Raw genomic sequence first — 21,604 nt, forward strand, 5'->3', positions numbered from 1 at the left:
GAATCTCATGAGTAGCGTGGGTTGAGCTGGGCGGATGGCGAGGTCACTGCCGAAGCGCGACGCGAGAGCGTGTGTCCGCAGCCGCAGGTGGGCATGCGGCTGCGGGTGGGGAAGCTGGAAAGGTTTGATGGGGTCCGAGTACAAGCAGTGGCACGAGGTGCTCTCTGCAGAGTTCTTCGGTGCGGGCAATGCGCTGCGTAGCACCGTCCTGTACGTCGATGCCGAGGTTGAGAGAGAGCTGGCCGAGCGCGTAGGAACGGGCCTTGCCCAAGCTGTCGCCGGCGAACTCAACTGGAGTGATCCAGACAGACCGCTGCTCAGCCGCATCCAGCGCGAGTGCGAGATGTGGGAGCGAAACGGGAGTGCGGGCCCGCCGCCGAGCCTGCCGGTGCTGGCCCTGTCTGTGCTGGCGGCTACCAGCATGGCGTCCTCGGACGGCATGCTGAAGACCAACTTCTACGGGCGGTGGAGCCAGCTGTTTGGCGAACAGCCTTCCAGCCCTCGGGCTCACAAGCTTGAACACGCCTTTGAGGACGTGGCAGGGATGTGGGAGGAGCTGGACACATGGCTCGAGGAGACGGGCGGTCTCTACGGCACCAGCACAATCAGCACTGACGAGTTCTACTGGAAGATCGGCTTCCCAATCTCACAGGCGCTGGTGCGCGGTTCGGACCGGCAGATCCTCACCCGGTTTTTCGCCGCCACCCGCTTGCGGCCGCACAACCCCGACGAGGTTTCCGGCCGCGAGTTGCTGCGGCGCCTGCGCGTGTGGACAGCAGGGCGGGACCGGCACCTGTCGCCCCGGCTCATGGAAGAGCTTGCCAGCGCCCTGGATACGGGCGACACCCTGATCGCCAGCCTGGTCAAGCGGCTCGCCGATGACTGGGACGGCACCCTCCACGAGCCGGAGCGCGAGCATAGGCGCCGCGCCATCGGACTGAGACTCGTAGTCGCGGACCGAGGCAGGCGCCTGGAATGGCTCGCCGAAGCGTGTGACGGTATCGACGAGACGCGCGTCGCAGTGCCAGGCGGCCGTACGTTCACGCTGCACAAGGGGTATGGGGACGTCTACGAGGGGCTGGAATCGCTGCACCCCTCCTGGCAGCAGCTGGGACACGGCCTGCGCCTTGAAGGGGAGGAGCTGGTCCTTGAGTGGGCACCGCAGGAGGTGCTGCTGCTGCGGCTGCACCCGCACCTAGGGGAGTGGGTGAGTACGGAGTATTTCGAGCCCGGCGAGCAGCACTGGATTCTGGCCGCTGACTCTGCTGTCCGTGCAGTGCGCTCAATGGTCGATGCCCTCGGCGGCCGCACCATCCGTGAAGTATCGGCGCCGGTGCCGGGGTGGAAGCTGATCAAGGGCGTGCGCGCCGTCAATGGGCTGGCCTTCGTGAGGGCCCTCGACCGGGGCGGAGACCACGCACATGTCCTCGAGCCTCAGATCCGGCACCACGCCGCGCTGTCCGGCGGGCTGCGCATCGCCCCTGAGTACCGGGCGGGTGCCGGAGTGGCCGGCCATTTCCTCCGTGGCGGTGCTCCCGACCTCATGTTGCCGGCCAGCGACTCACCGGACGGCCGTGTGGAAATCGTCCTCGACGGCCGTACTGAGAAGTTGCGTGCCGATCCCCGGGTGCCCTTCCCGCTCTGCCTGATCCCACTTGATGAGGGAGAACACCGTGTGGGTACGGCCCACAGCAGCCAGCTGTTCACACTGCACGACGGACTTCACGAAGGCCTGCCGCCGGGCACCGGGACGCTGGGGTACCCTTGCGACGGCACTGCCCAGCCCGAGCTGAGCGACGTAACGGGCTCCAAGGCCGCCATCCGTGGGGCTGATGCGGCAAGCAGCATCAGCCTCCCGCGAACCGAGCTGCTGCGCTCAAGTGTTCTGGAAGCCGTGCTGCTGGATCCCCGCGGCGGCGTGCACCGGGCCAAGCAACGGTCGGTCCCGGCCTGGATGGCTTCCCGTCTGCCTGCTGCAGCCCTCGGCCCCTGCCTCGAGATCGAGGTGCCGGACGGCTGCGTCTGGCTGGTCTACCGTACGGCGACCCGCTGGTCGGTCAGGGCGTTGGCAGCAGCAGCTGACATACCCCCTCCCGCGCCGGCATCCGATGGCTACGCCTGGGCGTACGCCGTTCTTTGCGCTGCCCAGCGCCTGCAGGATCCTGCCTGGCTTGACTACGTAGCGGCAGCGGAATCGATCAGCGGAAGGCGGGGAGCCTGATGACCGACACAGGAGCTCTGCTGTTGCGCTGGCTGAGTGAGCAGGGCGCCGGCACTCTGTCTGATGCCAAGCAGGGCATGTGGTGGCTTGCAGCTAAACACTGTCAAGACATCGAACCGGGAGCCGCGGGCCGCTGGCTGCGCGACGCCGTCTCTCTGGCTTACATGGACATTGACTGGCGCAACCGGCGCTGGTGCGCGGCCCCGCCAGTCCTGACCCGCCTGCCGCAGGCGCGGGGGCTGGCGGTACTCACCGGGAGCCGGACGGCTGCGTTTGACGCGCGCGTAGCGCAGGCGGTGGAGGATGGGTTGCTGGAGCTGTTCCGAGTGCCCAGTGACCGTCCGCCCACCGACATCCCCTTGCCTCCCTCCCTCATCGTCCAGTTTGACGACGAAGCAGGGCTAGCAAGCTGGGCGGCCGAGCTCGGCGTCTCCTACACACCGTGCTTCGCGCTGCAAGGAGCTGCACTCTTGCCGCCTTTGAGTCTTGGAGTGCCTACCTCTGCACCGGAGTTCGGCAAGCCGCTGGAACAGTACGACCTTGAGCGCGGCGAATACCGTCTTGTCCCGCGGCCCCAGGGTGATGGTCTGTACCGGCTCAAGCGGCGCGACAGCAAGCGTGTATGCCAAATCCTGCGCGACCGGCAATGGTACGAGACCAGCCACGAGCAGGGCGTCTACCTCGTGCTGGAGAGCCAAAGCCGGACTGCGGATGTGCTGCGCTGGAGGCCCGAGAAGGACTCCGGGCGTGAGAGATTCGGGACCCTATTCGTCGACTGGGGATACCCCCTGCCTGACCTGCACCGGCGCGTGGCCGTGATGTGCTGCGGCCTCGCGCCCCGTATCAACGCCCAAGCCAAGAACCTCGCCTACGACAACGTGCCCTACGCCGTAGCCGCCAAGATTGCACAATCGCTCGGACAGCATTTGGGGGAGAACGATGAGTGACGCCGCTTCGCAGCAGCCTGGCCGGGACGTGGACATCCTCGGTTCGTTCGAGCACTTGAAGGATGCGCTCTTCCGTTACTACAACACGCCGTTCGGGCTTGCTGACGAGCACCTCGAACGTGAGCGCCAGGACCTGTTCGACGTGGACGGCGGAGCCTGGAGGCGTCCTCTGCTGGAGGTCCGCCCGCGCTACGTTCAGATGGATGCGGGCATCGCGGAATCCGTGAAGGCAGCAGGAGCCCACCCTGATCTGGCGGAACTGGTCCAGCTTGGACTGATGCAGGGCGTCCCCTCCCTGTACGAGCATCAGCACCGGGCCCTGGCCGCCGCTGTGCGCGACGGGCGCGACGTCGTCGTCACGGCTGGTACGGGCTCGGGCAAGACAGAGTCGTTCATGCTGCCCATCCTCGCCGACCTCGTCCGCGAGTCCGCCGACTGGCCGATCGCCTCGCCGCCGTCGAACCGCTGGTGGGCCTCTCCCAACGGTGAGTATCAGCCCCAGCGGGCAGGCGAGGCCGGCCGACACGCAGCTGTACGCGCCCTCGTCCTCTACCCCATGAACGCGCTCGTCGACGACCAGATGATGCGCCTGCGCAGGGCGCTGGACAGCGATGATGCCAGGGCATGGCTTGCCCGGTCGCGGCCCGGCCACCGCTTCTACTTCGGCCGCTACACCGGGGCAACCCCCGTCCCCGGTGAGATCGGTTCGCCGACCGGCGTCAAGACGTTGCGCAAGGAGTTTGCCGCCACGGGGGAGCGCTCCCGCCAGGCGCAGAAAGCCTCCGGTGACGGCCGGTACTTCATCCCCCGGCTGGATGGCGCGGAAATGCGCTGCCGCTGGGACATGATCCAGGCTCCGCCCGACATCATGATCACGAACTACAGCATGCTCAACGTCATGCTGATGCGTTCACGCGAGTCGCAGATCTTCGACAAGACGCGCCGCTGGCTGGAGGAGGTGCCCGACGCCCGCTTCACCCTGGTCGTCGATGAGCTCCACATGTACCGGGGCACGGCGGGCACAGAGATTGCTTACCTCCTGCGTAACCTGCGCCACCGCCTCGGCCTGGACCACAGGCCGGACAAGTTCCGCATCCTGGCGGCCTCCGCCTCCCTCGAAGCCCCGCGCGACCTGGACTTCCTGCAGGAGTTCTTCGGCGTCGACCGCAACCGGTTCGTGGTCCTCGGCGGCCAGCTTGTATTGCCGACGCACAACCGCACCGACATCTCCCATCATGCCGACGCGTATGCCGCCCTGGACCCGGATCCCGCGCCCGCCCAGGCCGAGCAGCTCCTGGCAGATACTGGCGCTGGTGACGCGCTGGTCAACGCCCTGCGTGACGGTGACCGCCTCATCGCCGACTTCGACGACGCCGTTGCCGCCCGCATCTTCCCTGCCGCCGACACCGCCGTGCAGAAGAACGCGTTGCGCGGAGTCCTCACCGCACTGCGCCGCTCGGCCGATCCCAGGACGCCCAAGCTGCGCGGACACCTCTTCTTCCGCAACATCCCCGGCGTCTGGGCCTGCTCAGACCCTCAGTGTCCCGACGCTCCACGCCCGGAAGGCATGGAGAGAACCGTCGGCAAGCTGTACTCGCGCCCCACGCCGCGCTGCAGCTGCGATGCACGCGTCCTGGAACTCCTCTACTGCCAGAACTGCGGAGATCCGTTCCTCGGCGGGTACGCACCAGAATCGGCCTTCCGTAACGCGGCCAAGGGACGCCCCTTCGAAGCCGGCCTGCTTGCGGATCTGCCCGACCTCGACTCACTGCCCGACGCCGCTGCTACGGGGCCGAGCGCAGCCAACTACATCGTCTACTGGCCGCGTAAGGACGACCCGGCGGTGGACAAGCTGGAGTGGAACTCCACCTCGGACAAGGGCACGCTGAGCGCCGACTTCGAGTTCAAGCGCAGCCAGTACGACCCGCGCACCGGCATCCTCCGCAACCAGCGCGACCACAGCGGCTGGTCCTTCCACACCAGCGTTCCGCAGCCCAAGAGGGGGCGGCCCCGGCTCAAAGCGGAGGACCTCCCCGCGGCACCGACCCAGTGCCCCAACTGCGGTGACAACTGGGAGGTCAGGCAGATCGGAACGGAGCATTTCAGCCTCAACGACTCCCGCCGCATGCGTACACCAGTCAGGTCCATGCGCACCGGTTTCGAGAAGGTCAACCAGGTGCTGACCACCGGGATCCTCTCCCACCTGCCGAACAGGCAGGCCGTGGTCTTCTCCGACAGCCGCCAGGACGCAGCGAAGCTGTCCGCAGGCCTGGGACTGCGCCACTACCAGGACCTCCTGCGCCTGCTGCTTGCCGAGGAGGTCAAGGGCCAGGGGGATCCGGCCGCCGACCTCGCAGCCGTATCGGCCTTCTACCGCAAATCCCCAGACAACCCCGTCGACAAGGCGACAGCCAAAGCCGCCCGCGACCGGCTGCGCGCCCGCGATCCGGAGACCTACGACGCCTGGGTGAAGCTCCAGAAAGCATCCGAAAGCCTCGACGATCTCGACGATGACCTCCCCGACCCGGCAGAAGAGGCTGCACTTTACAGCCGCCTCAGCCGGGTGCCCAGCCTCGACAGCCATGGCACCGCCGTCGCTGAACGCCTGGTCCAGCTCGGCATCAATCCCGGCGGCCCGAAAGCGTCCCTGCAGCAGACCAGCTACCAGAATGGCTCCCAGCCGCAGTCCTGGACCTCCCTGTACCAGTGGCCCGAGCCCCCTGGCGGCAAGGTACGTGACGAATCCAGCCTGGTCCTGAGCGACCGGCAGGAGCAGCTGCGCCAGAACATCCGCGAGGCCCTCACCAGCGAGCTGCTCAACGGGCTGTTCGGCAGCGCCGGACGCGACTTCGAGTCTCTGGGCCTGGGCTGGCTCACCCTCGCCACCGATCAGGCACCGCTTGAAGCCGAGCGGGCCTCCGATGCCGCGCTGGCCCGGGCCAGCCTGCGAGTCCTCGGCCACATGCGCCGTTTCGCAGGACTGCGCAGCCCGGCTGACGAACCGCCCAAGAAGTTGCGGGACTTCTGGGCCAGCGCAGCGGACCACCTGGGGCAGGACCCGGACGACCTCCGCAATACCGTCGAGAGGATCTGGGGCGAAGCAGTCAAGAAATACGTCATTCAGCCTGAGCACGTCGCCTTGCGGCACGGCCGAGCGGTGTCCTGGACCTGCTCCGTCTGCCGCCGAAGGCACCTCCACCCCGGCGTCGGAGTGTGCACGAAGTGCCGACGGCCCCTTCCTGCTGCGCCCGAGCCGTTCGAGGGAACAGACGCCGACTACTACGCCTGGATGGCACGCAGGCAGTTCGGTGATTTCCGCCTTAACGCCGCCGAACTCACCGGCCAGACCGACCGCCTGGACGCCCAGGCCCGCCAGGCCCGCTTCCAAGGCATCTTCCTCGACGGCAAGGAGCACAAGCTCCCCGATACCCTCGACATCCTCTCTGTCACCACCACGATGGAAGCCGGAGTCGACATCGGCCCGCTGTCCGCTGTCCTGATGGCGAACATGCCGCCGACCCGGTTCAACTACCAGCAGCGCGTCGGACGGGCAGGACGACGCACCTCGCCGGTCGCGCTCGCACTCACCGTGTGCCGCGGCCGCAGCCACGACGAGCACTACTTCCAGGACCCGCAGCGCATCACCAACGATCCGACCCCGCCGCCTTACCTGTCCACCGACATGCAGGACATCTACCAGCGGGTCCTCGCTGCCGAAGTACTCCGCAGGGCATTCGACGCAGTACAGGGTGCGGCTGGGGACGACACAGGGCCCGACCCGACCCGCAATGTCCACGGCCAGTTCGGCCACACCGCAGACTGGCCCGCCGTAAGCGAAGCGGTCAGCGGATGGATCAAGTCACACGACGCCGAAATCTGCAGTCTCGCCGAAGCCCTCGCCGACCGCACCCGTAGCACCTGGTCCCCGGCACAGGCGGCGGCATGGGTGGCCCAGGAGCTCGTTAACCGCGTCACCCAGATCGCCGACGAGCCTCGCGGCCACCACGAACTCAGCCAACGCCTGGCGGAGTCAGGCCTGCTGCCGATGTTCGGATTCCCCACCTCAGCCCGCTACCTGTACACCAAGCGCCCTTTCGACTCCTACCCCTGGCCGCCGAGCGGTGTAGTCGACCGGTCGCTGGACATCGCGATCTCGCAGTTCGCTCCCGGCGCCGAGACGGTCAAGGACGGACAGGTCCACACGGCAGTCGGCGCAGTCGCGTTCGAGCCGACCGGGCGAGCCCCCCGAGCCGTGCAGGAACCGCTCGGACAGCCCGTCCTCATCGGTATCTGCCGCGCCTGCGGCCACCTCGCAGAGGACGTACAGGCGCTGCCGGAGCAGGAGGACGCCCCGCCGCAGCCCTGCCGCGCCTGCGGAACGGCCGACGGCTCCTACCGCGAGATCGAACTGCGCGAACCGGCCGGCTTCTACTCCGCGGGCAAGGCACGCGACTTCGACGGCAACTTCGCATGGAGGGCCAGGTCGCTCGCCCCCCGCACCGCCGCAGACCTTGAGCACGGCGCACCGCTGAAGATCGAGACGCCTGGCATGGTGGTCCACGCCGGCAAGGGCGAGCGGTACGCAGTCAACGACAACGGCGGCCGACTGTTCCAGTTCTCAAAAGTAAGCCCGACCACACGCTGGTCCGGCGCCTACCTGGAGGCCGGAGCTGCCGATCTGTTCCCCTGGCTTGCAAAGGACATCGCCGCCGACGGGGAACCGCTCACCACCGCCATCGGCGCCACCCAGCGCACGGACCTGTTCCTGCTCGGCCCCCAGGCAAGCGAGATCCCAGCGCTCGGTCTGCGCCTGAACCTCACTTCCGTGCCGCAGCGCACCGGCTTCCCCGACGACCGCTCGGGCCGACGTGCGGCCTGGTACTCGCTGTCCGCCCTGCTGCGCACAGCAGCCGGCTCGCTCCTCCAGGTGCAACCCAACGAGATCGCATCCGGCATCCACGGTGCCGGCTCCGGCAACAGCAAGGCTCGCACCTTCGCCTTCCTCTCCGATACCTTGGACAACGGCGCCGGCTACTGCACACACCTCGCTGAACGGGAGGTCTTCGAGCAGCTCATGGCGACTGCCAACAGGATGCTGACCGACTTCGCGGACGGTGCGCACGGTCGCGAGTGCCGCGGCTCGTGCTACCAGTGCCTGCGCGACTACACGAACATGGCGTATCACAGCCTTCTGGACTGGCGACTTGCCGGCGAACTTCTGGCCATCCTCCAAGGCACAGGCGCCGCCAGCAGCCAGCATGGCCGCCGGGCCGCGGGACTGCTGCGGAACTGGGCGTCCGACTTCCCGCCGGGCGATGCGGAATTTGTGGACGACCTGGGCGGCATCGGCCCTGCGGTCCTCTTCGAAGAGCGGGTCTGGGTCGCTGCCAAGGGCCCGTTCGAGGCAGCCGACGCCACACTCTCCTCCCCCCGCATCAACTCTGTGCGCGACGCCGCCGCAGCCGACAGCCGAGACGTTCCGGACGTGGTATTCGTCGACGACTTCCTCCTCGACAAAGCCCCTGCCCGGGTGTCAGCCATGCTCGCCGACTTCGACGGGGTGTAGAAGATCCGCCCCTTGCGGCTCCGGAGCCGCAAGGGGCAACGGGAGCTGAGAGGCAGCACAGCCGCTGCAGCCGCGCACACGCCCGATGGCTGTCGGCTGCTTGTGCCAAGATGATCGGCTAAGGGAGGGGCATGGCCGAGCCGGAGGGGAATATGGACGACCCGGTACTGCTGCAGCGGTTCGCAGCCTGGCTCCAGCCCGGGCCGTCGGCTGAGGATGCGGAGCGCAGCGCCTTCTTCAAAGACGGCGTCATCGTGCTGGACACGAACGTCCTGCTGAGCCTGTACGAGTACACCGAGACCTCCAGAAAAGAGGTCCTGTCGGCACTTGAGCAGACCGCAGGACGGCTGTGGATGCCCTACCAGGTCGGCCTTGAGTTCGTCCGCGGCCGTCGCAGCACACTGGAATCCCGCAAAAAGGCACTCTCTGATGCTGCCTCAGAAGTCAACAAGAAGCTCATGGCAGCTCGCAAAGCAATCGTTGAAGCCAAGAAGGTCGTGTGCGCCCAGCTCGACAAGTACGCCCGGGCCCAGCAGGAGATCGCGGGACTCGACGCACTTGTCGCGGATGCCGGCGTAGATGCTCACCTCGACGTCTACCGGCACGAGTTCAAACGCCACCTGGACATGCTCAAAGCCGACCACGGCTTAGCACTGAACTCCGCCGATGCGGAAGACCCCATCCTTAAACACATTGCGAAGCTCTACGGGGAAAGGATCGGAGAGCAGCCTGACGACGACATCCTGCGCAAGCGTCTGGAGGAAGCGACCGCCTTCCGGTTCCCGAACAAGATCCCTCCCGGATTCTCCGACTCCGACAAGGACACGCCGTTGAAGTCCGCTGGGGACTTCCTCCTCTGGGAAGAGCTGATCGCGCATGTCCGCCAGCTGCCGCACAGTGGCCGCCGCGTGCTGTTCGTGTCGAACGACACGAAGGAAGACTGGTACGAGCAGGGCTCCAGCTCAAGCAGCTCCCGTCCGTGGCCGAGCCTCGTCGACGAACTGAGGCGGAGGGCACAAGCAGACTTGAGGATCGAGACACCGCCGCACTTCTTCGGCGGGGTCAGGGAGTTCTTGGACGCTGAGCTCGCCGCGGATACTTACGCGGAGATTGAGCGGGTGTCGGAGGCATTCGAGTTGAAAGTTCCGGACACACCGCTGGTGGTCACGGAGGAGACAGCGTCTCACCTAGATCCGCCGGAGGGCCTGGCGCTTGATGCGTCCAATTCAGTGGGGCTCGTCTCTTCGGCCGTGCGTGCGGCTGTGGAGTCGGCGTCGCCGTCCCAACGGTTGTTCCAGTGGTGGCTGATCGGTGTGACAGCTCAGCTTGGGCGGCGGGATGCTGGAGAAACGGAGCCCTCTGTAGGCATTGCTGCGGCAACTCGAAGCAGCAAGCCGCTCTCCCCGGACTGGGTGCCCGGTACCGCCCTCTCTCCAGGTGAATGGCTCCACCGCGACTCATCGTGGATCGCACCGTGGTTCATAGACCTGCTGGACTCCATCCCACAGGCGGACCGCACTATCCTGCGTCGGCTGGCAGCGCAGCAAGCGGAGAGCAACAGGCGCTCCGGCAGCTGACGCTCATGGATTTCCCAACTAGTGTTTTGAACAGACCAGTCGATAAGTCTTGAGCTTGGGAAGCTGTGACCAGTAAGGGCGATAGAGGCCGAGTAGGGAACGGCAATTTTCAACAGGTCGGAGAGACGCAGAGGCCGGGGCTGATCCCACCAGTCCACGGATAGGCTGCGGCTTCCGCTTGGCTAGGACTGGGGAAAGCTCTGCTTGAGCCACTGCCGCACGGAGCCCACGGTCGTTCGTCCCTGCTGGCGGAGCGAGTCGATGATGTCTCGCCCGCAGACCAGGGCAATGGGGTGGCCGTCTTCGTGGACCTCGTCCTGCACCTGCTTGTTGAAGAACGAGGTGGTGACCAGCACGCCGAAGTTCCGGTGCCGGATTCTGGAGATCAGCCGGGAGACCTCGCGCACCCCTACCGAGTTGTCCGCGGCATAGCACTTGGCCTCAAGAGCGAAGTCGATCGCGATGCGGTTTGCCACTGGCCCCAGGATGTAGGTGCCGACTGCATCCCGTCCGCCGTCGCGGCTCGGCCGGGTCACGTCAACCGCACCTGTGCTCGGTGCGATGAGCCGCCAGATCGCGACCGCGCATGCTTCGAAATCGTGCTCGCGGCCGCGGAAGTACTCTCGGATCTCCTCCAGCATGGCCACACCGGTCGTGTCTTCCGGAAGCTGGTCCGTCTTGGAGCGGATGGTGGTGGTGGCAGGAGCCAGCAGGGGGCGGTAGACCCGGCTTTCAACCCAGGTCCGCCATACCTCGGGGCACTCACCGGCCAGCGGGTCGCCGCCTGCCAGTAGGTGCTGAATCCAGTCGCGCGGAATGCGGTCCGCGTCAAGCACCGTGAAGCGAGCGCGGTAGTTCTGGAAGCGTTTGCCCGCTGTAGCCCGCCAGATGGCGGCAAGCTCGTCGTCAGAGGTCATCGTGGGGCCGCCGGGCGCTAGAAGCCCGCGGAAAAGCACCGAACGACCTGTCCGTGCAGCCTTCTCGAACAGGAGGAACGGGGGCACCTTGGCTCTGTCGGCTGGTGTCCCGTGGGAGACCTCGAAGGCATCGCGCAGCAGGACGTTTCCCGAACGCGGCGTCTCGTGAAGGCCTTGCCCAGGCTTCCGGTTGTCACCGTAGTAGGTGAAGGTCCCGGTCTGTACGTCCAGATAGTCGGGCCAGTCGACCTCGCCGCCGCTGGTGTACAGGACGGCGAGCTTCACCGTGCGATTGGTCGGCGAGCCGGCGTATCGGAAGCCTCCCTGGTTACCGATCCCCTTTATGAGCTTGGACATCGGATCGTCGCCAGAGTTGCCGCTCGTCCCGCCGGCGTAGAGCGCATCGACTTGAAGGTCGGCGGTCTCCAAGTCGGAGAACGCCACGTGCGGCACAGCATCGACAGGAAGGGTCATGCTGCTAGGTCTACCAGGCCTCACTGACAGCCCGGTTGGCTGACCGCGCTCCCCCCTGGGGTGTCAGTGGTGGAACGTAAGATCCATCCCCACTGCTGGAAGACCTTGGGGGGATGGTTGATGGAGTCCGTGCGCGTGATGGACCTCTTCGCTGGATGTGGCGGATTTTCGGAGGGCTTCCGCTCCTACGCCCCCGGTGCTGTCGGCTCGCGGGCAGTGTTCGAAACCATTGCAGCAGTGGACCTTGATCGCGCAGCGTTGGCGACGTTCCAGGCCAACCACCCCTCAGCTGAGGTGATGCACCTGGATATCGAGCAGTTTGACCCCAGCCCCTTCGCGAACCGCGTCGACGTCATCACCGGAGGACCGCCCTGCCAGGGATTTTCAGGGCTGAACAAGCGGGGATATTGGGACGATCCGCGCAACAGCCTCTGGCGGGAATACGTTAGGGTCGTCAGCACCGTTCAACCGAAGGTCTTCGTTATGGAGAACGTAGACCGCTTTAAGAAGTCGCATGAGTATGCAGGGATTCTGGATTCAGTTAAGCCTGGTGGACCGCTGGATGACTACACCCTCGTCGAAGGCCTGCTCAACTCGGCTGACTACGGGGTACCCCAGGCGCGGAAGCGGACGATCGTCATCGGTACGCACCGGGCACTGGGTGCGCCTATTCCACTGCCGACGCCCACTCACAGCCGGAACGCTCTCCAGCAGGCTAGTGACTTTCTTCCGTTCGATGGAGGGATGACGCTCCTGCCCTGGGTGCCCGTTGACACGGTGTTCGACCGCTCACGGCATCTAGTGATCAAGGAGGCGGTGCTTCCTGGACGCACCTGCACTGATGGTGTGCCCGGCCCGTTCTTGACGACTGAACTACACATAGGGCGAGCGCCGCAGGCAATATCGTTGGCACGCTATGCGGCGATCCCGCCGGGCGGCAATCGAAAGGATCTGCGCGGGAAGTGGGCGCTGATCGACGGCCGAGAGGTGTACCTCAGCACGGTAAGCTGGGACATGCACAACAGTGGCTCGGGAGACGTTATGGGGCGTCTGAGACTTGGCCATCCTTCGGTCACCATTCGGACCGAGTTCTTCAAGCCCGAGAAGGGCCGATACCTCCACCCAGTGGAGCATCGGCCGATCACTCACTTTGAGGCTGCCCTCATCCAGGGGTTCCCCGAGGAATATCTCTGGCATGGCACGAAGATCGACATTGCGAGGCAGATCGGTAATGCCGTGCCGGTCGGCCTTGCCCGCGCACTGGCTGGCGTCATTCATGACCGGCTAAAACCTAGCGCGATGGGTCACCGAGAGGTCCGGGTTCGCTAAGCGGGGCTCGGTGCCAGGAGAGAACAGAGACCGCTACGGCATGAAGTCCTCGACAGTCGGCCGTAGACGGAGCGCGGCAAGATCTCGCCCGCGCTCACCGATCCGTGCCCGGGCAACCTCTACGACCCCCAAACGCTCCCCGTCCTGGCTTAGCTCGCCAGAGACGGACTGCAGACTCGGCTCGCGCTCTTCGCTGGCGCCGCCGTGGCCGATCTCGCGGTCTTGCCCGCATTTATGTCCCGACGCGACCGGGCGGCCTGGGGCAAAGGCTTTGAAGGAGGCCACGGGGGCGACGGTGCCCAGCTCACGCCCGGGGCGGCCAGGATGCTCCTGATGCCAAACAGCGCAGACGGCATGGGCGGCGAAGTGTTTTGCGAGAGCTACCGGAGATCCGGTGGCATGATGTGCGCGGGGGCGGCCCGAGCCGCAGAAAACAAGTGGGGCGGGGACATGGGCAGACGCCTGATGCTCGGATTTTGTGCGGCACTTCTGGCGCTTGGCACGACTGCCTGCAGCGAAGACGGCAAGAGAGCGGAAGCATTACCGGCGGCCCAGGGCACAGCGGCCGACAACGCCAGCATTAGCCGGGCACAGGAGTGCACGAAGACGGTCCTTGCTGCAGTCACGGATAAAATGTGGGTCGACTCCGGCCAGGTGACCGACGACACGGAGAGCCAGGAACGCAACACGAGGCTGCGCGCTTTCTCCACCGCTTACTTGGGCGTCCCTGAAATGGACATCTTCATGCGGGCGGGCAGTGATGCCGTCAACGCCATCAACGGCGGTTCGACGGTCACGGAAAGCATCGCCAGCACGACCGGCCGAATCACGGAAGAATGCGCCGAGGCGTACCCATAGCCCATGCCAGATCGTCATTGCTAACCGGCGCGTCTGCGCACCTCACAGGTGTTGCCTGGCTGCTTTGACCAGTCGGCTGATGCCGTCACGGGTCCGTATCCTGGCATCGTCGAGTTCGGTTCTGCTGTCTGTCTTGGGCAGCGCCGTAACCTCTGCGAGCACGTCCTCCGCGGCCTGGCTCAGGGTCTCGTCCTCGGTGAGCATCTCGACCCGGAACAGTGCCTCCTGGGCGCTGGAGCGTAGATCGTAGGCACGGATCCGCACCGTGTCAGGGTCCTCCGGTGAAGGCTGTTCGTGCTCGCAGAACCAGAGGTGAACCAGGCAGCGCCGGTAGTTGACCAACGCGCCGGCGTAGGCAGAGTAGGCATCGAGTCGTTCCTGTCGGAGCTTCTCGCGACGGGTGAACTGGTGGCTCCTGTCGGCGGTGCGCTGCTGGAACGCCAGGGTGATCCCCGAACCGAGCAGCGTTCCCAGGACGGCTATGCCGCTGGCGATGATGGTCTCCACGCCTCAAGCTGATCACGCATCGCCGTCCTCCGTGGGGTGTTGCCCAACGCCAGTGCCAACCCGCTTTCCAACTGTGTTGGTGGGGTGTTGGGCTGTGTGCGGGGGCGTTCACCTGGGTTCATGAGCGGTCGGCTGCCAGTGTGGGGACGGCTCCGGATCTCGCCTGAACGGCCCTGAACGGCGCTGAATGAGATGGAAACTGAGACGGTCGGTAGGGCTGGGGCTCGCTAGCATCTTCGGTGTTGGAGGGGGAGTCATGGCGCTGGTCGGAAGGGGATCGCGACGGATCGTTGTCGACGGCACGGTCTACCGCTGGCGGCTGCGGGGCCGGCCGACGTACTGCCAGGGGCTGGCCTGGTCGCCGTGTACGTTCGCTGGGGAGCATGCGAACACTCCGGGGATGACGCTCGTGGTCATCACCGACCAGCCGCATCCGAGCAACTGGATCGGCCGCGAGGCTGAGCCTGTACTGCCGTCCGGTGTAGCCGCGGCTGTTCGGCTTGCCTTGCGTGAGGGTTGCCCTCCGACGGTTCCGGGCTCACCGTTCCACCTCGACCAGTCCACTGGCTTCACGTCCTCGCCCTGAGCGGTGCAGAGGCTGAACACCGCTTTAGGAGTTCGAGCAGTTGACCGTTCCGGTGGTGGTCGACGTCGTACGCCGTAGATACCAATCTCGTGATTGCCCTGTCCGCATCCGCCAATGTGCGCAGTTGTTGATGTCAACCATGGACGTCAGAAGTACCTGCTACGGTCGACCGCTGACCTGAAGGGATTGAAGATGCCGCTGCGGAAACCTCAGCTGGGGGAGTCACTCAACGAGCGGAATCCCGCAGTGGCGGCCGACTGGCACCTCAAACTCAACGGAGGGCTGACCCCGAACGATGTCAAGCCTTTCTCGAGCTTGAAGGTCTGGTGGTGTTGCTCGAAGTGCGGGCATGAGTGGCAGGCGGTCATCGGCAACCGAACGAAGCGAGCTTCCCGGTGCCCCGAGTGCTCAATGCGTCTCGTCCGTGAAAGTCGCACCACTCCGGGGCCAGGTGAATCACTTGCCGAGGTTGACCCGGAGTTGGCCACCCAATGGCATCCGGAGAAGAACAGCCCGCTATTGCCGACTGACGTGAAGCCGAGCCGATCGCTCAAGGTGTGGTGGCGTTGCCCGACATGCGGTCACGAGTGGCAGGCCATCGTTAGAGTACGGGTGTCAGGCCAAGGATGCCGCAGGTGTGCCGCTCGTCGCCGTGCCGGGGCGCGCAGAACGACGTTTCCCCGGAGAGGGCTACCGCTACCGGACCCCCTGCTTGCCGAGTGGCATCTATACCGAAACGAGCGTGAGCCGTCCAGCGTGACGGGCGGTAGTGACTATAGGGCGTGGTGGCGCTGCTCAAAGTGCCAGCATGAATGGCAGGCATCCGTAGCCAACCGCGTTGCTCACGGGTCGGGTTGCCCATCCTGCGCTCACCGTCGGCGTGCCGAGGCAGCCAGTCGTCCCGCGCCAGGGCAGTCCCTGGCCGACCTGCACCCGGCCTTAGTCAATGAGTGGGACGTTGATCGTAATGGGACGCTGAGCCCTGCAGATATCCGCCCAGGAAGCCTGCGGGCCGTGTGGTGGCTTTGCGCGGGATGCGGGCTCAGTTGGCAGGCGGCGCCAAGCTCGCGCACCTCACGTGGCTCTGGCTGTCGCAAGTGCTCGGCGCGGAAGCGGGCGGAGAAACAACATGAGCCGCCGAAGGACGGGTCTCTGGCCGACTCACTGCCCGATGTGGCTGCTGAGTGGCATCCAACCCTTAATCGCCCTCTGCGCCCTGAGGATGTCAAGCCTCGATCGAATCGCAAGGTGTGGTGGCGATGCCGTGAGGGCCACGAGTGGCACACGACAATTGTTCACCGTGCCAATGGTGGGCGTTGCCCGCTGTGCCTGTTGCATGGCACGTCGGCGCAACAGATTCGCCTCGCTGCCGAGCTGACTGCCCTTGGTTTGCCGGTGTCGGCACGGCATGAACCGATCAAGGTTATCGGTCGCCGTGCCGTTCGAGGCGACATCGTTCTGGCCGCCTGGGGTGTGGTTGTCGAACTCGATGGGGAGTTCTGGCACACCGGGAATGTGGCTCGTGATGAGGCGCAGACGCGGGCCTTACTGGGTGCTGGCTGGCACGTGCTGCGGTTGCGTGAAGGGAAGCTACCTGAACTGGATGTCGGTGAGATGTCGGTGCCTGTTCCCGCCTATGCCGATGCACACACTCTCACGTGCGCAACCGTTGACGGTCTTGCGCAACTTGGATGCGACGTACCCGACATACGAGACTATCGCTCGGCCGGCTGCCCCATTGCCACCGCGCAAGCCGACATTGACATCTATTCACTGCGAGATGTAAGCCTTGCCTCCGAGTTCCCTGACGTTGCCGCAGAGTGGCATACGACGAAGAACACCACGAACCCTGATCGAGTGGCCCCGTACGCCAACGTGAAGGTCTGGTGGGCCTGTACCACGTGCAGGCACGAGTGGCAGGCTCTCATAACCAACCGCACGTCAAATGGCTCGGGGTGCCCCCTATGCGGTCGGACGCGATCAGATACTTCCCGTGCGACCCCTAAGCCAGGCCGCTCCCTCGCTGACCTTTTTCCACACGTGGCTGCGACCTGGCATCCAACTTTGAACGGGGAGGTCACTCCGGCTGACGTCAACCCTGGTTCAAACACAGATCGATGGTGGCTCTGCCCTAACTGTGGAAAGGCCTTCCCCTCAACACCACACAACCGGAAGAGAGCCGCTCTGCTCTGCCGGTCGTGCTCGCTTAGCCATCCACGTGGGAAACGCGCTCGGATGCCGCGACTGGGCCAATAGGTTCGTCTTGATTTACCACGGTATCGGGACGGGGATCTTTTGGCGGCTGCCGGATGGTCATGACGAGGGATGGCCACGGCCGACCCGTGACGACGGCCGAAGCCCTCAGCTTGGGAAGCTTGGATCTCCTACGGGCGGCTCTTGGGCTGACCTGCAACGGAGCGGCTACGGGAGCTGGCTGGTCGACGACTTGGTCTCCGCCACTCCCCGCGGTTCCCCGCAGGACCTGGCACGGTTATGGCTTCGCGCTTAATGCGATCCGGGTCCTTTGTGACCCTGTTTCGGGTTTGGTGACCTGCTCGTTCGACTCGGCCACTGTCCATGACTTGTCCGGGGTAGACCTGGAGCGGGTACCCGGTGTGCCCCCGACTGGCCGTCCCTCAGGCTGTGTCTGGGCTGATCAGCAACTTGATCACGGGTGAACCAGTGTCATGTTCGGCTGCAGTTGCGTGCTGCTGTTTGGCTACGCCTGACCTAGTGAGTGTTGCTTAGGGCCTTACGTGCGACGTCAGCAAAGGTCTTTGCTGTGAAGGCGTCATAGGCATCCTCGTACGCTTCCCTGAAGGTGTCGATGATTTCTTCTCCGTCTCCTTCCTGGACCCCCTGGAACCACTTGGTGCCCTCCTTGTCGAGGAGGCTGAGAGCGGCCAGCAAGGAATCTGCGGATGCCGCCACGGGATCGGGACCAGCGATGGCTACGCGGCTATGAGCCGTGGCTGCCTCTACCCATAGAGGCACTGCTGCCTCCACAAGGGCTTCGTCAGCGATCCCTCTGCGCAGCTTGTAGTCAATTTGCCACCAATGCATAACGAATTGCCGCGCTGCACTGACTAGGGCATCGCATGCTTCTCGGCGTATGTCAGCTCTCCGCCGTGCATCGTCCGCCTGCTGCTGGGACAGGACCTGGCGGTTTTGAGCGATCAGGGTGAACAAGCCGCCAGCCAGGCCACCTAGAGTGCCGATGCTCGTTCCGATGAGCGTTGCCGTGGTCGCGTCCATGGGCTGAGTACACAGCTTGTACGGCCTGGCTGTCATGGATGTTGCGGTTTTGGCCCGTGCAAGCACTTGCCGCCTTGGTGCTCGCTCATCGCGCATGAAGCAGGGCTTCTGTTCGGCGAGCGAGTGAAGTCAGGCGAGGTAGTCCTGCGCCGCCGGCTCGGAGATGTACCGGCGCCGCATCTCGGCGCTCGTGAGAAGGGAGGCGAGGCGACGGATGACGGGGCAAACGGCAACGCGGTGGCCTGATCAAGATTGCTTGCCCCGTTTGGCCCTCTGATGAGTGTCGGGGTGGCGGGATCTGAACCCACGACCTCTTCGTCCCGAAGCAACTTGGGTGCGCCCTAGACCTCGGGGCCGTGCGGCTCTCACCTGCTGCGATGGTCCGCAGGTGTGCGCGGTTGTCCGCCGCTGTCCGTCGGCGTTGTCACGCAGTTAGACACTCACACGGCAAGCTGGCGGGAGCTTCAGTCGCCTGCGAACCACAAGTAGCTGCCTGGGGTAGCCGCGCACTGCTCCAGCATCACTGCGAGATCGTCCAGCGCAGCGAGCTGACGCTCATCAGCGCAACTCCCCCTCAAGCCGCGGATCTCCTGGAGGGCGGTCGCGGCCTCTTGCTCGTTCATCAACGTGTTCCCGTACGGATCGACGGCGGTGAGCCTTCCGGGCACTCCAAGGAGTTGGAGCGAGCCGAGTGCATCGGCCAGTGCGTCGCCATGCCCGTGGGAGCTCCGCAGGAGCGTTGCGCGGGACTTGCGCCAGCTGTTGCGTGCTGGCCGTGCCGAGTGCAGCTCCAGATCAATCCCCATGCTTCATGATGACGCGCTGCGCTGCTGCACAGCCACAACTGATCACCGGCGGCCGTGACCTGCGGCTGCCTATTCGATCAACGCTCTGACCTGCTGCTGAGCTGTCGGCAGTTGTCGACGTTGGTCACCATCGAGCGCCCTTCCACGGCCCGAGGACGGCCCCGGGGAGGGCGCTCACTGGCTTCCTCCCGGCGAGACATCGGCCCGTGCTCCCATCGATGACTCGCATTCCCCGGGGCGGCTTCGCGAGGCGATCTGATGCAGGAGTTCAGAGATGGACCGTGGCCATGAGCCCCGGCTTCTGGAAGCCTGCTCACGGCGGATAACGACGCCCGCCAGAGATGGGCAGGCCAATCGATGGACCCTTACCGATTCCTGAGAATCCTGACTCTCGCGAACCGCACTGCGCTGAAAAGCTAGAGAGCATTTGAGGCGTTATTCCAGCGTCGCTCAAACTCGTTGATCAGCTCATTTCCGAAGGTGGAATCAGATTTCACCTGAAGATTCGTTGCTGTAAGCGATGATTTTCCATGCCAAAAGACGCCTATAAAGGCACATTGGTCACCGCTGTACATTTGAAGCGGCGGAATCCCGGTGTACTGTCGGACTTGCACGTCGCCGCCGTTCAGCGTTGACAGGAAATGAGATATTTGGCGCTTGTTGGCCTTGATATGGTCGGATACATCCGTTTCACTCTGAAAGCCTTGATCCAGTGCTCGAAGTCGAGCACACGCAGCTTCATCGCTAAGTATAAGTATTTCCACTATCGCGCCAGCCGCCACTGCCTGCCTGATTGAATTTGCCAGAGCTTCGAAGTTTCCGATCCACGTTTGCAGGATCCTAATCTTTTTCCTTGATGCTGCAAGCTCATCTCTGGCCTTATCCGTCGGAAAATCGGGGAATACATCTTCGATTCCCATACCTTCAAGTCGGCGTAGGTTGGCGAGCTGCCCTTCTAGGGCCGCCGTCACTGCGGTCTCGACAATTTCAAGAAAGTCGCGCCTGAGGAGAAAGTCTGCGAGCCAGCCAACAAGTACTGAAGCTAGCAATATTACTGCTATCCCCTTTGCGACATCTCCAAGCCAGATGTGCCGCCATACCGTTGCACCCAGGGCAACGAGTGAAACGCCCACGAGGGCAATAATCAGTGCAACAATGACAGCCTTATGGGGGTTGAGCCGTTCGCCGAGTGTGGTCATTTTGCAAACCCCTCAAAGGTCGAATGCTGGCACGCTAAGGGCGCTGTGGTAATCGCTCAGCGCTTCGTTAAGCAGGTGTGAAAGTAGAGCCTTATATGTCCAGCCGGATAGGTTTGCACTTTGCGTAAATAGAGACGCAGGGCGCAGATCTGGTTTGTGGTTCGCTTCTAGGAAGAAAGCCTCTGAGTCGCAGAATCGAAAATCTATGCGAGCAAAGTGACGTAGATTCAAGGCTCTTGAAACCTGAATTGCTGCGTCTATGCACCGGGGTGCTTCCGTCGAGAATTCGGTGGCGACGCCCTCCAGTACCCTTGACAATCGATGCTCTCGTTCGTACCCGGGTACCTGTGTTGCAGAGTCGGCTTCCCATTTCATAGATCGCTGAAGTGGGTGTAGGCCGACCATGCGACCGCCTACTTGAAGGATAGGAACCGTCACATCCGCCCCTTCGATATAAGCTTCGACTAGCGAAGGTGTTCTGTATCTGGAGCGCAATGACAGTACAGCTTCGTCTAGTTCTTGTGGCGTGCATACTAGGTAAACTCCGCACCCGCCAAACCCGTGGATTGGCTTTACGACCAATGGGAAATTGGCAGACAGGGAATGACTTCCAGTGTCGGTCTCAATGAGGCGGAATTCTGGTGTCTTGACGCCAACTGTCTGCACGATTCTCTTGGCTACGGACTTATCGTCAGCCATCGCGGAGGGCATAGGCGGTGAGCCTACGTAGGGAAGTCCCAGCATTTCGAGCATGCTGGGGAGGTGGCATGTTGGATCTCGTCCTTGGCCTCCAGCGCTGCATACCCATACAACTTCTATTCTGAGATTTTGAAGAGTGCTTGCGAGTGATGGGCTCTCTTGGAGGACATACGCTGTATGACCCAAACTCGCTAGCCCCTCTGAGATCGCCTCGGCATTTTCCTGGTACTCTTCCCATTCGCGTGAAATGAAAGTGCTCCGGAGATGATCTCCGCGCTTCGGTGTACGCACAACTGCTATTCGCATGGCCATCACCGTTAGTACTTCCCCCTGCGCCTACGGGACCAATTTTTCATGCCTTAGTCATGATCGCCTCTGGGTGCGCTCACGTTGTGAGACATGATTCCAGGTCTCGGTCAACGCGATTGAGGTCCAAGGAGTTGGGCGCCTTGGCTTGACCACGCGGTCGGTGGAGCGGCTTTGGGCGGGAGCTGCTTTGGGGCGAGTGATCGTGGCCCCGTAAGCTTCCGGCGAGTCGGGCAGTCTGTGGACCTGCCCGTTAAAGCACGACGTTGGGGCCATGATCTTAGAGGCTCGCCCCGAAGTGGCTGCCTAAAGCCGTGGAGCCGACCGCCCCCGCCATAGAGGGTGTCTCCCACTTCA

General features: G+C 64.2%; 13 protein-coding genes. 7 read left to right on the top strand and 6 right to left on the bottom strand.

The window, feature by feature from the left end; translation table 11 throughout:
- Nucleotides 1–127 precede the first annotated feature (127 nt).
- The 4 genes from ACWD1U_RS12270 (at nt 128) to ACWD1U_RS12285 (ending at nt 10,311) form a co-directional block, all read left to right on the top strand.
- The gene (locus ACWD1U_RS12270) at nt 128–2,221 is read left to right on the top strand and encodes a hypothetical protein (RefSeq protein WP_451106797.1); all 2,094 of its coding nucleotides are present in this window, start codon (nt 128–130) and stop codon (nt 2,219–2,221) included.
- Nucleotides 2,221–3,168, top strand: a complete 948-nt coding sequence (locus ACWD1U_RS12275) for a hypothetical protein (protein WP_210955986.1) — start codon at nt 2,221–2,223, stop codon at nt 3,166–3,168. The genes ACWD1U_RS12270 and ACWD1U_RS12275 overlap by 1 nt, the downstream gene beginning before the upstream one ends.
- The gene (locus ACWD1U_RS12280; protein WP_451106800.1) at nt 3,161–8,734 is read left to right on the top strand and encodes a DEAD/DEAH box helicase; all 5,574 of its coding nucleotides are present in this window, start codon (nt 3,161–3,163) and stop codon (nt 8,732–8,734) included. The genes ACWD1U_RS12275 and ACWD1U_RS12280 overlap by 8 nt, the downstream gene beginning before the upstream one ends.
- Before the next feature lie 131 nt (nt 8,735–8,865).
- Nucleotides 8,866–10,311, top strand: coding sequence for a PIN-like domain-containing protein (locus ACWD1U_RS12285; RefSeq protein ID WP_210955988.1), 1,446 nt, complete (start codon nt 8,866–8,868; stop codon nt 10,309–10,311).
- A 182-nt stretch (nt 10,312–10,493) separates the two neighbouring features.
- On the opposite strand, the gene ACWD1U_RS12290 is transcribed toward ACWD1U_RS12285, so the two are convergent.
- Nucleotides 10,494–11,702 (bottom strand): restriction endonuclease, encoded by a 1,209-nt coding sequence (locus ACWD1U_RS12290; protein ID WP_451106802.1) that lies wholly within the window; start codon nt 11,700–11,702, stop codon nt 10,494–10,496.
- 69 nt (nt 11,703–11,771) lie between these two features.
- Here ACWD1U_RS12290 and ACWD1U_RS12295 point away from each other — a divergent pair, with 69 nt between their 5' ends.
- Complete coding sequence (locus tag ACWD1U_RS12295) at nt 11,772–13,031, top strand: DNA cytosine methyltransferase (protein WP_451106804.1); 1,260 nt, start codon at nt 11,772–11,774, stop codon at nt 13,029–13,031.
- A 333-nt stretch (nt 13,032–13,364) separates the two neighbouring features.
- Nucleotides 13,365–13,889 carry a hypothetical protein gene (locus ACWD1U_RS12300; protein ID WP_451106806.1) on the top strand — a complete coding sequence of 175 codons (525 nt, stop codon included), beginning with the start codon at nt 13,365–13,367 and terminating at the stop codon, nt 13,887–13,889.
- A gap of 42 nt (nt 13,890–13,931) precedes the next feature.
- Here the strand turns inward: ACWD1U_RS12300 and ACWD1U_RS12305 are convergent, their stop codons facing one another.
- Complete coding sequence (locus ACWD1U_RS12305) at nt 13,932–14,396, bottom strand: hypothetical protein (protein ID WP_451106808.1); 465 nt, start codon at nt 14,394–14,396, stop codon at nt 13,932–13,934.
- Nucleotides 14,397–15,174: 778 nt separating this feature from the next.
- Between ACWD1U_RS12305 and ACWD1U_RS12310 the strand changes: the two genes are divergently transcribed.
- Nucleotides 15,175–17,238: a zinc-ribbon domain-containing protein gene (locus tag ACWD1U_RS12310; RefSeq protein WP_451106809.1), complete on the top strand. Its 2,064-nt coding sequence runs from the start codon at nt 15,175–15,177 to the stop codon at nt 17,236–17,238.
- 474 nt (nt 17,239–17,712) lie between these two features.
- Here ACWD1U_RS12310 and ACWD1U_RS12315 read toward each other — a convergent pair whose 3' ends face one another.
- From ACWD1U_RS12315 to ACWD1U_RS12330, 4 genes are all read right to left on the bottom strand, one after another.
- Complete coding sequence (locus tag ACWD1U_RS12315) at nt 17,713–18,237, bottom strand: hypothetical protein (RefSeq protein WP_451106811.1); 525 nt, start codon at nt 18,235–18,237, stop codon at nt 17,713–17,715.
- Nucleotides 18,238–18,701: 464 nt separating this feature from the next.
- Entirely contained in the window at nt 18,702–19,043 is a 342-nt protein-coding gene (locus ACWD1U_RS12320) for a hypothetical protein (protein ID WP_451106812.1), read from the bottom strand.
- A gap of 416 nt (nt 19,044–19,459) precedes the next feature.
- Nucleotides 19,460–20,242 carry a hypothetical protein gene (locus ACWD1U_RS12325; protein WP_451106814.1) on the bottom strand — a complete coding sequence of 261 codons (783 nt, stop codon included), beginning with the start codon at nt 20,240–20,242 and terminating at the stop codon, nt 19,460–19,462.
- A 12-nt stretch (nt 20,243–20,254) separates the two neighbouring features.
- A complete protein-coding gene (locus ACWD1U_RS12330) occupies nt 20,255–21,253 on the bottom strand; it encodes a D-alanine--D-alanine ligase family protein (RefSeq protein WP_451106815.1) in 999 nt (332 codons plus the stop codon).
- Between the last annotated feature and the right edge of the window lie 351 nt (nt 21,254–21,604).

The organism is Streptomyces sp. NPDC002788, from assembly GCF_053592115.1.